At 51.9% G+C, this 12,671-nt stretch carries 9 protein-coding genes; 1 reads left to right on the forward strand and 8 read right to left on the reverse strand.

Annotated features, from left to right (window positions below):
• Positions 1 to 40: 40 nt before the first annotated feature.
• From ACOQPM_RS23080 to ACOQPM_RS23110, 7 genes are all read right to left on the reverse strand, one after another.
• Positions 41 to 1,177, reverse strand: coding sequence for a Mov34/MPN/PAD-1 family protein (locus ACOQPM_RS23080; RefSeq protein ID WP_420630747.1), 1,137 nt, complete (start codon positions 1,175 to 1,177; stop codon positions 41 to 43).
• Between the two features lie 61 nt (positions 1,178 to 1,238).
• Positions 1,239 to 2,459 (reverse strand): Mov34/MPN/PAD-1 family protein, encoded by a 1,221-nt coding sequence (locus ACOQPM_RS23085; RefSeq protein WP_420630748.1) that lies wholly within the window; start codon positions 2,457 to 2,459, stop codon positions 1,239 to 1,241.
• On the reverse strand, positions 2,434 to 2,967 hold the full coding sequence (locus ACOQPM_RS23090) for a ubiquitin-conjugating enzyme E2 (RefSeq protein ID WP_420630749.1): 534 nt from the start codon (positions 2,965 to 2,967) through the stop codon (positions 2,434 to 2,436). Before ACOQPM_RS23090 ends, ACOQPM_RS23085 begins: the two co-directional genes overlap by 26 nt.
• A 106-nt stretch (positions 2,968 to 3,073) precedes the next feature.
• Positions 3,074 to 3,340, reverse strand: a complete 267-nt coding sequence (locus ACOQPM_RS23095) for an EsaB/YukD family protein (RefSeq protein WP_420630750.1) — start codon at positions 3,338 to 3,340, stop codon at positions 3,074 to 3,076.
• 132 nt (positions 3,341 to 3,472) lie between these two features.
• A complete protein-coding gene (locus ACOQPM_RS23100; RefSeq protein WP_420630751.1) occupies positions 3,473 to 4,663 on the reverse strand; it encodes a ThiF family adenylyltransferase in 1,191 nt (396 codons plus the stop codon).
• Between the two features lie 113 nt (positions 4,664 to 4,776).
• Positions 4,777 to 5,973, reverse strand: coding sequence for a hypothetical protein (locus tag ACOQPM_RS23105; protein ID WP_420630752.1), 1,197 nt, complete (start codon positions 5,971 to 5,973; stop codon positions 4,777 to 4,779).
• Positions 5,974 to 6,037: 64 nt separating this feature from the next.
• A complete protein-coding gene (locus ACOQPM_RS23110; RefSeq protein WP_420630753.1) occupies positions 6,038 to 8,689 on the reverse strand; it encodes a dynamin family protein in 2,652 nt (883 codons plus the stop codon).
• A 350-nt stretch (positions 8,690 to 9,039) separates the two neighbouring features.
• Between ACOQPM_RS23110 and ACOQPM_RS23115 the strand changes: the two genes are divergently transcribed.
• Entirely contained in the window at positions 9,040 to 9,606 is a 567-nt protein-coding gene (locus ACOQPM_RS23115) for a GNAT family N-acetyltransferase (protein ID WP_420630754.1), read from the forward strand.
• Between the two features lie 38 nt (positions 9,607 to 9,644).
• On the opposite strand, the gene ACOQPM_RS23120 is transcribed toward ACOQPM_RS23115, so the two are convergent.
• Entirely contained in the window at positions 9,645 to 12,029 is a 2,385-nt protein-coding gene (locus tag ACOQPM_RS23120; protein ID WP_420630755.1) for an Ig-like domain-containing protein, read from the reverse strand.
• Positions 12,030 to 12,671 lie beyond the last annotated feature (642 nt).

The raw sequence follows: 12,671 nt of genomic DNA on the forward strand, positions 1-12,671 counted from the left end.
TCGGTTACTGAATCACCGATTACTGAACACTGAATACCGATTACCAGGAGCTTGCTGCCCAATCCGGCCAATGAAAGCTGTGCCGGGCAACTTCGGTTTTCTTCCGGTTCCAGCTAAAAAAGCCGCTGGTTTGGGCGCGCGGGTCTAGCACGTAGGCTACGTGCCAAATCTGCGTAAAAAAGTTTTGGTGAATAAATAAATCCATCCCCGATAAAAATATGCCGAAGCCGGGATGGGTATGATACCAGCCGACGATAACGGCCGTTTCATCTGGATACCGTTCGTGCAGCTTGTCTGTCATGTAGCGCCAGCTTTCTGGCGTGTACGTTACGCTGGCCCCGTGCATCACCGTGTATTTGGCAATGATGGTGTCCAGGATGTGAACGCGGTAACGGCCGTCTGGCTGTTTTTCTGGGCGAGGCCCAATGAGCACGCCCGCTACCTCGCGGTTGAGGCTGCTGAGGGCGTGGGCCTGGGCAGCACGCAAGGCTGGCTCTTCAATGGTGATGTCTACCGCTGCTGGTGTGGGATCGCCTACGGGCAGATACCGTCCGGCAAGCCGCACTCGCGCCCGGCTGGGGGCAATCACCGCACTGCTCTCGGCAGGGTCCGGTTGGGCTTCTACTTCTTCATGTACTGGCTCTGGCTCAGAAACAATGATGTTGTCTACGTCATCCGCTGGCTCAACGGGTGGACTTGATGACTCATCCTCCGGTTCCGGCTCTGTTTCGGTGGGAACGGCCGTTTCTGCCACATTTTCTTCAGCAGCGTCATCGGATTCGGCAGGTTCGGTTTCAGCAGGTGCAGCTTCTTCGGCTTCTTCTGCCTCCACGATGGCAGGTACGGCCGTTTCCACAACCATCTGGGCCAGCCACTCGCGTGAGGGGGCAACTGGTTCGCCTTCTGCATCTACCACGTCCATCGCCATCTTCACGTCGCTGTCTTTAGCTAGCTCGGCCAGCCTGATTTCACGGTATGTTTGCCACACTTCCGCTTCTATCTGGTCGGCAAACTGTTGCAGTTCGGCCAGCGTGCATTCGTGCAGCGTTTTATAGCTGCCTCCCACAGAAACCAGTTCGGTTGGGGTGAGGCGGATATTGGCGGATACGGCCGTATCCTGCCCCGGCAAATGAATTTGAATTATCGCCACGTAATGGGCCGTTGTTGATTCAGTCATAAAAAATTTAGTAAATAGTTGTTAGTGGTTAGTAGCTAGTTGAATTGTTAGCAACCAGCAACTAGCCGCCAGCCACCAACTCAACAGCGATTTGACAGTTGGCAACGTTAGGGAGGGGGATATTTTGGCGATCGACGGCCGTTAAGCGCAGGTCGTATAGGCCTAAGGGCAGCTCGCTGGTGTCCCACTGGGTTAGCAAGCCCAGATCTGTTTGGCGACGCTGCACGCCTGCTAATTGCCAAACCTCCCCCCCAGCGGGTCGGAATTCAACTTGATATCGAGTAGCCTCTGGCAAAACGGCCGTGCCAAAAATTGCCACATCTTGCCCACCCTGTGCTGTTCCTGTGGTGGTGGGTGCCAGAATGCGTAAGGCTTCGTTGGGGCAAACGGCCGCATTCAGCGACGTTTCATCGGCTAGCCCGACGATGACGCTTTCCAGGCTATTGATCTGCCGATTGAGCGCGACCACCCAGCCAAAAAGCAAAAAAAACCCAATGACAAAGCCCAAAATGCCCAAAGTGGTTGCATTAGACAATGCCAACGGCCGTTCCTGCCCGTAAGCAGCGCGCAACATGCCGCTTTCTTGCTGACGCTCCTCGTAAGAGGCATAGAATTCTTCGGTTTCGCGTGTGTGCCACACTTCGGTTTGGGCTACACGCCAGGGGGCGACGGGCGTCTCTTGCACGTCTAGTTGCTCAAAATAGCCAGGGATGGGCGTGAGCTCCCCATCTTGCCAGCCAAAGTAGCTGGCTGTATTGCCCAATGGATCAACCACCAGCCCCACATGCCACGGTAACGTGAAAGCGGCCGTATGCACCACTACATCATCGCTGGAGTAAAAAACACCCAGCCCCGGATGCGTATGGAACCAGCCCACAATCTCCAAATTGGGATATGTTTTGGCGCGTTCGTTGTGGATTTGGCTCCAGGCATCGGCAGTGAAGGTGAAATGGATTGGCCCGTGGTCGTCGTTGCGGGCGGGCAGGGCGGCCATGACCTCTACCCAAAGCTGCTCGCCGTCACGGTAGGCGTGGCCCAACAGCACGCCGCCCAACTCTGAGCGTAAATTGCTAACGCTGTGCGCCCGAATTTGGCTGAGTGCCTGCTGATGGTGAGCAACGATCACTTGATTCTCGGCAGGCTGTTGGCCATGTAGGTAGGCGTTGCTAGTCAGGTTGGCTAACGGCCGTTCTGGTAAGCTGTCAATTTCTGGCTGGCCAATCATGGGTTCGGGAGTTGTGGCGGTAGAACGGCCGTTAAAGGATGTTGATGCCGAGTTCATCCGATTCTTCCTCCCCAAGCACAATCAAGTCCTCCAGCGATTGCCCTTTTAAGCTACGCCGGTCAATGGGGAAAATTTGCTTGTGTCGCAGCGCCCAGGCAGCCGCCTTCGAGTTCATCGGGTCTTTGGGATCGAAGTTCTTGTATTGGATCATCTCGCCTAGCGTCAGCAGCAGCTCATCCAACGTTTTGGCAGGCCACCACGCCCCAATACACACCGCCCCTGTTACGTGGATGTTGGGGTGGAAGATGGGCGTTTTCCACTTGAGCTGCGGCTGCTTCAGCGGGTACTCCGCATGGAGATAAACCGTCACCTCATGCTTTTCCCGCAGCAGCGGCTTCCCCGCGGAATTGATTTTCTCCACACCTTTACAAGTAAACTGGATCAAATATTTCTCCACGGGATCGCCATCTGTATTAAGAATGTGGATAAATTCGCTGCGATTCACCAGCGCCCGAATCTGTTTGTAATCGTTTCGTAGTCTGGTTTCACGAATATCAAAGGACATTGTTTCCTCAAAAGAATGCAAAAAGCGGAAGGATGAAGTAAGAAATGCCCCACCTTCTCGCTTCTCACTGAATACTATTTACTGGATACCGGTCACCGTCTACCGATTAACCGGCCGTAACTTCGGGGAACAGGCTCAGAATATCGTCTTCGACCACGCCAGCATCGGCCAATGATTCATCTTCACTTAGCCGCTTGCCAGAGGAACGATGATCCAGGCGATAGGTGATGGGATTCGCGCCCTGGCTGGTCGGTAAGCCCATTTTGCTTACCAGTGCAGGGATCAACCGCCGCATTGGTACGTCGTCTGGGAGTTCTACCGGGGTTTTCTTGGAACCGGTAGGATCGTAGATAATTGTTTTTATGCTTGCCATTTTATGATAGCCTCCATTCGTTTTGGTTGAATTGCTTCTTGAACCACTCGCTTGAATTTAGAGTGGGTTAGGTTCAAATCAACTAGGTAATACACTTTCTAATACGCAGTTTGCCTTTTCCAGTTGCACGGTTCAGTCAAACTTTAAAAATGTCTCTTTATCGCCCGTTAGCTCCAGGTAAATACTTTCCTTTTTGCTAACGCTGCGGGCGCGGATGATGCCTAAGGGCGGTACGTCCATCTCTGCCAATATGCGGTTCAGGAACTCTTCGCTGCCGTCTACACGGTGGGTCATGCTCATTTCTCGCCGCCCGCCGCAGTTGGGGCAGGCGGATTCATTTTCGTACAGTCGCGCCATTTTACGGAAGATAGGAAACTCTTCGCCACAGTCGAGGCAGTGCATGGTAGTCACGATTTCACCGTCGAATTCCAGCACGGCATCATCGGCCAGCTGCTCTCTAGCGATAGTTAGTAATTCAGCGAGCGTGGTGGAAACGGCCGTAGCCCCATCCAGTGCTACAATTGGCTCCAACATCGCATGGCTCATACAGCTTTCTTTAACTGGGTATTCCGTGGTGTAGATGTCGTTAGTCAGGCCGTTGATCATCACCGCTTTGCCCGGCTGCACTTCCATGTCGTGGATGAGCTTTAAGGCTTCCTGCGTCTGCATCGCAGCTACAATCGAGGCGCTGGTCGGTGTGGTCGGAACCTTGCCCTGCAAAATGTTTTGCCGCGCCAGCAGCGGGCAGGAGTAGCGCAGATTGATAATTTGGTAATCCAGGTCGGTAAGGGTGCATTCATAGCATGCGCCCTGGCCGGGCCAGAATACGCGCACAATGCCCATCAGCTCTTGAATAGCCCCATCCACCCACGGCCGATTTATTTGCCAGCTAAAGCGATTGATGGAAAGTCGCGCCTCCCGGTTGTCTAGGCAGCCAACAATGGCGTCTACGTGGCGAAACACGCCCAGACCCATCTCAAAGTTGATATTGCCGTGCCACGTTTTCACGTTGACGTCCGGGTTTAGTTCTTTCACACGTTCAGCAGCGGCATCTACCTTGCGGCGGCCACGATCTGAAGCGCGGAACAGCACAGAGCGGCTGAGATTGCTGTCTTCGATGGTGTCGAAATCGGCAATAATGATATTGCCAATGCCCATGAGGGCTAAATTTTTGAGTACCTCATTACCGAGTGCCCCTGCACCGACTACCAGGATGGTGGCGTTACGTACCACCTCCTGCTGCCACCAGCTAATGTAGCCAAAGGTATGGTAGCGGTCGCTATCGGGGTCAGTAATGACGATTGTTTCAGGTGTTTCAGACATAGTTCAATTTACAATTTTTGAACACGAATGGAACGAATTGGGCAAATGACACGAATGAGTACAGCTTATTTTATTCATGAAATTCGCTTTTTCGTCAAATTCGTGATTTATTTTTAGGACAAACGCCGGAAAAAGGGCAGCTTGAATTCAGTTCTATCTACGTTTAGCGTGACCGATTTGCGCTCTACTTCGCCGCCCAGGTCACGGGGCCAAGTCACGTCTACATCGTAGGTGAGACCGGAGTGAACGCGCACCGGTAGCTCGCACAAGAAAACGCCATCGCGGTTGGTGGTGCCTGCTACATGGGCTTTGATGCCCTGGCAGCGCACCTGCACCTGAATGCCGTACAGTCCCGGGCCATCCTGCACATCCTGCACAATGACGCGCAGCTTGGTGCTGCGAAGTGGCTCTTTATCGCGCCGGAACCGTTGACGTACGGCCGTTCCCAAATTCCCACTACTGCTTCTGTTCGGCTGCGGACGGGGTTGGCTTGGCGGTGATTGCCGTCTTGCAGGCACCTGGTCTGCCCGAATGCGGATTTCTGGCATACGCACGGGCTGCTGACTTTCACCAGGAATGTCATCGCTGGTGATAGTGAGCGGCGCGTTGCGCGTGACGTTGCTCTGGGCAGGTTGTTGTTCACTCTCGTTGATTTGCAGCGTTTCACGCGCCACTTCTGGGTAGTTCACCGGAATTGGCGGGCGGAAGTGAGGTGGCACGGGTGCGATTGGTTGCCCATCAGCCATCGTTTCCAGATTGGGTGTGCCGTCACCAGGGGCATAGGCTAACTTCTTGCCTAGTTTGTCTCGCTCGGTGGCGCTGCGCTGAATTTGGTGTCGCAAAAATGTGGCCGCACGCTTTACCAGTTGCCCTGCCGGACTGTACTCGCCCGGCGGTGAAGCCGGATCGAGCTGGTAGAGCGGATACCCGCTTTTCCAGGCGTGGGCGGCGATGGATAGTGACAGCCAGGAAACAGTCGTATCGGAGTTGGAGATAGCCGTGCTTGCGGTTAATAGTGCGGCGACTTCTTCGTTTTCAGCCAATCCAGTTTCAGTGAGTAAGTCGTGGAGGGCAATGCGAACGGCCGTACTGCCCCCAGCTACCAATCGTGCAAAATCGTGCATGGTGGGGTCATCCACCACGCCTGCCGCAAGTAACAATGCTTTTGCCCGCGATTTTGTGAAATCTGCGACTGGCTCCTCACTTTTGTTCAAGTCTGCAATGAGCCAGTCGGTCAGCCGTACCGCAAAAATTGGCAGATGGGCATCATCGAGTTGTGTTAGCAAAGGTTTTGTTGCAAGGTCTGTCATGAGACGTTCCTACGTCGTAATTAGGTGACAGTCACTTCCGAAGTGACTGTCACCTTTGGTAAAATTAGATCGCTAGGCTAGTTTCCAGCTTGTGCAGGCCGTCCCAGACGCGCATCAGCTCTTCCAGATCGGATACGTTTTCCAAATCCATTTCCATCGCTTCGCGCAGTTCTGGTTTTTGCAGATTGCGATCATGCTGCTTCAGCATTGGCTTGACGATGTGGGTATTGAAGTCTCGCTCGGCCTTGGTAGCTTCCAGCCAGAAGAGGCGGCGCAACCGAGGTAGCAGGTCGTCATCGTTGAACAGGTCATTGAGAATCTCGCCAAAGATACGGTTGACCTTGACAGCCACGTTGTCCAGCTTGTCGGCGTAGCTCATCTCAAAATCTGCCTGCGGTGTTTCTGAACCAGATTCACCGAGTAGGCTAATGCCCAGATCGTCAGCGGGCTGGGCTGGTTCATCCAGGATCGAGATGTTGATTTCTGGCTCATCGGCCACCGCTTCGGCCGCTTGCTGGGTGTTGTTAGCCGCGGGCATGTTCACTGCCATTTCCTGCCGAACAGAGTCCACACCGTGCAAAGCCACATCCAGCAGCCGCTCGTTGGTGTTCAGCGACAGTTCGCGCTCACCAGCGTCTAGCCGATGGTGGACAGAGCGTTCTGGTTTCATGAGCTCGTACATGGTGGCCTGCTGGCAAACATGCCGGAAGTTGCGCCCGACGCGCTCTACTAAAACGTTGAACGCCTCATCCAGATTTAGGCCATCGGCCGTTTCGCCGGGAATAGCGTAGCTGTACTCTTGCTCGTAAGCAGCGCGGTGCAGGCGGCTGTGAATCTCGTGTGCTTCCAGGGTGCGTTCTAGCTCGGCGGCAATCACATCGGCCGCTTCTGGCATGAACTTGGAGACGGAATCCTGCAAGATGAGCTCCACCTGGAAAAGAATGCGCTTGATCGGAATTTCGATGCCGCTGGTTCCCCAGATGAGGTTATCGTAGGTTACGTCTCGGTCATCCCAATATTCGGTGCCATAATTTTCCAACAATGTTTCTACTTCACGCTGGACTGCGTCTTGCACCATGCCCTTGATGCCATTGAGCGTGGGGCGCAAGGTGTTGCGGAAGCGAGCGTCGCTGTTGGTGCGATTGTTCAGCTCTAAAAGTGCATTGTGGAAGGCACGCGGCAGCTCTTTTTGCTGGCGAATGAGTACATTTTCAAAGCGACGTTCTTGCAGCTGTTCCCAGCTATTGGCGAAGGGTGGGTGTACACCGCGATGCGCCAGTTGCTTCTCATAGTAGTAACGCAAGGCTTGCAGGCTGTTGCGTATGCGGGTGGCCGCTTCTCGGAGTTGGCTGCGAACCCGCTCGGTTTTAATGAAGGCAATCAGCTTTTCACGCAGGAGCGGCACTTCGCTGAGGTTGAGGAGGGATTCGGCCGTTTCTGGATCCAGTGGGTCAGTCGAATTAACTTTGCCTAACTGGTCGCGGAAAACCTTGAGAATGCGCTCGGTTTCGCTGGCGAATTCTTCTGGAGCGTTGTCTGGGTCCTGCACGTAAAGGGCAGGTGGAGCCATGACCAGGAAATACGGCCGATTATTGCCGCGATCCCGGTAACGCTCCCAGTAGTTGGGGGCGATGTAGCGAGTCACTTCTTTCACTTCCAGCTCTGCTTCTGGCAAGCCAGAGTTGAGGCGGTCGAAGGCTTGGCGTACGTTGCCGCCGTTGACGGCCAGGAAGATTTTGCTGGCGGCTTCATCCAAATCGCCACCACTTAGGCCAAAGAGGCGATTTTCTTTAATCCAGTTGACGGCTGAGAGGGATTTCAACTCATCCACGCGCTGGCGTCCGGCGTCAGTGACGAGGACGATCATGGCGTCTTCGCGCTTCATTTCTTCCAGGGTGATGGCTTCGTGCAGCTTCATGCCAGCGCCCAAGCCAGGCACATCCACAATGCGGAGGTAGCCGTTCATGAGCAAGCTTTCTTGCCCGTTTTTAGGCTGAATTTTGAAGGTCGCGGACTTGATGAGCCGAATTTGACGCTGCTGGCTGCCTTTGAAACCGTCTTCGCGCAGGTGGCGGAGAGAGTCTTCGTTGTCCAGGGCCAGGCTCCGGGGAGCTGGGGGGCCGTCGGCGTAGAGCGCGTTGTTGTTTTCGTAGGAGTCAATGCAGTCAATGAGGATTTCTAAATATTCATCACGCTCGGTTTTGGCGTTGTCTGAGCTGTCTTCCATGATTTGCTCAATGGCTTCACGGGCTTGCTCGCGCTCGCCGTCGTTGATGATGTCGAAGCCGTCAATCTCGGCCAGTTGGCAGAGGCGGCGCACGCGCTGGGCAAATTCGTCTTGCGTCCAGTAAGTGAGGACGAGGGATTCAGCTTCCCCTTCATCAGCTTGTTCGATGTAGACGATGGTGCCGGTAACGGCCGTTACTGCCCCAGTTGGCAATAAATTGCGCCCTAGCAGGCCATTGATGAGGGTGCTTTTGCCCACGCCTGTTCCGCCAAAAAAGACGAGGGTGTAGGTGCGCTGAGCCAAAATCTTTTGCGCTTCGTCCACGCTTTGCTGTGCCTGAGGCACGGCGCGAATGAGGTAATCGCGTGTTTGGTCAATGACTTTTTGCATGTGTACCCAATGTTCTACCTGGGCGGGACTGATATGGGGAAGTGTTTCGAGGGAAACTTTTAATTCCTGATATTTGTCGGTTTTCTTTTTCGGGCTCATTATTGCGTATACCTTCCTTGCAAAGATTTTTATCCACAGATTTTGCAGATTTCGTTTACAGATTTTCTGTTTGGTAATTATATTTGGTGCCACAATGCAGGAATGGCCGCGATGTGGCGGTACACTGGTTTATACGCAGGGTTGGGGGAAAGGTTGCAGGGTTGGGGGATTTGCTTTTTATGTGCAAAAGGGCGAGACAGGCGGTAGAGGCATTGTGTTGCTTGGCATGATCTGTTTCCGTCTGTCTCGCCTCTACAATTTCTTATGGGCTGCTTATTGATTTTGGCGTGTTTGTGTGTTACTCTTTCTGTTCATAACGCACTGCGTTATAGTTGTGGAGGTAAATTGTGATGATGGGAGCAACACAATTAGCAAAACGATTTGAATCGAAAGATAGCCTACCAGTGTGGGTGCGTTTGCTGCGCCAGAAGGACGCCGCGCATCTGGTGGATTTGTTTGAACATATGGGGCCGGAGAGTCGGTATCGGCGATTTCACCAGCCAATGGATGATGTGACGGCTGAACAAGCGTGGGATGAGGCAGAGAGGATTGCAACGGCCGTTCCTGAAGAGCAGCTAGGTCTCATTGCCTTTTCTGATCTGCCGGGCGAGGGTGAAGTGGCTGTCAGTGCGGCGCGGATTGTGTGGCTGTCTGACAACAAGGCGGAAGTTGCTATGTCGGTGCGGGATGACCGGCAGGGGCAGGGCATTGGCAAGCGGCTGCTAACGATGGTGCTGGAACTGGCAAGAATTACTGGTGCAGATTCTGTAGTGGGGCTGGTGCAAAACGATAACGAACCGATGTGGTATCTGTTTGATCAGCTACCCTACCTGATGAAGCGCACGGTGGACGGGACGGAGTCTGAAATTGAGCTGGATTTGACGAGAAGAAAAGAAGGGGTGGAAACGGCCGTTTAGCCGCTGTCACCTTTTCTTTTTGATGGGATCTATTTTGCCTAGTTGTTGATGACGAATGGCAAGAAGATAAGCGCATAATTTACTGTAACGGTAATAACTGCGGTTGTCGTCGTTGTGCCATCTGAAATGGTGTACGAGAACTGATCGGTTCCGGTAAATCCATCATCTGGTATGTACAATATCTCTGTTCCACTAATTGTTGCCGTTCCGTTTGCTGGATTACTCACTGAGACAAGCGTTAAGCCACTTCCTTCCACGGGATCATCATCGTTATTAAGAACCTCAATGGTGATTTCTGTTCCAGCGGTTGTTGTTGCCGCATCGTCATTGGCTTCTGGCGCGTCGTTGACCGAGATGATGGTGACGGTGACGGTAGCAACGTCGCTAAACTCGCCGTCTGTAACTGTGTATGTGAAGATATCTGTTCCGTAATAGTTGGGATCGGGCGTGTATTGAATTTGGTTGCCATTGCTAACGGCCGTTCCGTGTGCAGCATCACTTACATTGGTAACGGAGAGGGAATCACCATCCGGGTCTGTGTCATTACTCAATACATCAATCATCACCATTGTATCTTCGTTCGTCACCGGGGCGTCGTCTTGCGCTTCTGGGGTATCGTTGCTGCCGCCAACATTCACAATCACCGTTGCGGTGTCGCTGCCGCCATTGCCATCGGAAATTGTGTAGGTGAACACCTCGGTGCCGACGAAGTTGAGAGCCGGTGTGTAATCAATTTGGCCTGCGTTGTGTACGGCCGTTCCGCCATTATCAGTAGCACCCACAGCAGCAATTGAAAGCGTATCGCCCGAATCTGGGTCGGTGTCATTGGCGAGAACGTCAATCTGGGTGGTTCCACTATCCTCAACAACACTTGCGCTATCGTCATTGGCTGTCGGTGCATCATTGACTGGACTATCGGTGACAGTGATGGTTACGGTAGCAGTGTCGCTGCCGCCGTTGCCGTCGGAAATCGTGTAAGTGAACACTTCTGTGCCGACGAAGTTGAGTGCAGGTGTGTAGTCAATTTGGCCAGCGTTGTGGATGGCCGTTCCACCATTATCCGTCGCGCCCACAGCGGTAATGCTCAACGTGTCGCCAGAATCTGGGTCAGAATCGTTAGCCAAAACGTCAATCTGCGTTGTGCCGCTGTCCTCAACCACTGAATCAGAATCATCGTTAGCAGTCGGCAGCGTATTAATGTGCAGCGTTGTAAAATTACGGGTTGAAGATTGTGTGCTTGTTGTGACGTTACTGGCAATAATCGCCCAATAGTAGAGGGTATCTGTATTAAGCCCACTGGCATTGTACGAAGTTGTAGGGCTAATAATGCCCGTTTGATTAATCACAGGTGAACTTAGATCAGACTGCTCAGACACAATCAATTGATATTCATCCGCATTTAAAGCAGTTTGCCATGAAAATATTGGTGATAAAGTAACATTAGTCTCATCCTGAACAGGAGACGTGAGCAGCGGTACCCCCGGAGGAGGTGGTGGGGGCGTATCACTCGTTGTGAACACCCATTGTTCAGACCAGGTACTATCATCGGCATTGTGGGCAATGACTATCCAATAATATGTATCAATGTCTAGTGGGGCAGGGGGCGTATAAGAAGTTCCTGTAAGGCCAGTCGGATTCAACTCCAGCGATCCCATATTTGAATTATTATCAATTCGTAATTCATAGCTGGTTGCATTGGCGGCTGCTGCCCATGAAAAGGTTGGGGTGAGTGACACAGTTGACCCATTTAGGGGTGTTGTTTGAACGGGGATGTCTGGCGCTGGTGAAGCGCCAGCACCTAGCAAAACCCCTTCATAAGGTGCAGTAGATACGTCGTAGGTTGAACCATTGGGTGTAAAGAGAATAACTTGTTCGCTGGAGAGCGATTCTGTGTTGTATGAATATTTGACTCCTGCCGACCCGTTTGCATTTTCTATACCAACGGTTGCAGAACTTCCATGTGCCCGAATATTGTCACCCACTAAATAGCGGTATTGAAGCTGTATATTATTGCTTCCTTCATACAAGATAACAAAAAACGTGCCTAAAGGTGTTGGGTCATTCCAAAATCCAACATTGGTAAATTGAATAATTAGTTTGCGATTTGGCGCAGTGCCAATGGTCTGATAATAGATAAATTGGTCTTGGCTATTGTAAGTTGTTGTATCGTCCCAGAAGGGGGCAATATAGTTATCTGGGTTACGATTATGCGCGATGTCGTCATTAGTGTAGTCTGTTAGATCATTATTATTGAAAGAAACATATCCATTTGAAGAGACATAAAAATCGCTGTATGTGTTGCCGAAAAAGGTGAAGTTAAACCCAATGGGTAAGGCTGCTGATCCGACATCGTCACCATTCACACCTGTATCAATACCCTGATAATATGTTTCTGGTGGCAGATCGGCTTTTGCTGTTGGCACTGTTGCGTAACCAAACAGCAAGATTATGATAAACAGTGCCTTAAAGATAGGTCTAGTTGGATGATTGTGTGAAAAAGTTGTAGTTAATAGGTGCTTGGTTTTCATTGGAGCCCCCTGATCCATTTATCATTTGCTTTTGCAAAATGAGCGGTGTTTTTCCTCAATATAAATCCGCCTTGCAGCAAGTAGATGGTTCATCTATTTGCAAACGACTATAAATGAAGGGGTAATCCGTGGTTGGATATTACTTGCAGGAAGTGGATTCCTGTCTGTCAATTATTCTGATGGGATTGGCGTACTTCACCCGAAACAGTTGCAAAGACTCTATGTGACGAAAAGCCTCTTACTGACAAAAGAGGTTAGATTTTTTGCGTGTGACAAGCAATGAGGGAAAAGTACTGTTATGGAGAACGGCCGTCGGTGCGGGATGACCAGTAGAGGCAAGGCATTGGCAAATGGCTGCTAACGATGGTACTGGGACTAGCGGAAGTCACTAGAGGGATTCCGTATTGACATTCATCACGTTTCTAGATCGATTTAAGATCGTTTGTGGTTTAAAGTAAATAGTGGTTGACGACAACGGCCGTTCCATTACAATGACCTGAGGTGAAATGAAATTTCACTAGGCGACAACCCCAAACT

It is taken from the genome of Candidatus Leptofilum sp., assembly GCF_965223525.1.
In the GTDB taxonomy this organism is placed as follows: Bacteria; Chloroflexota; Anaerolineae; order Promineifilales; family Promineifilaceae; genus Leptofilum.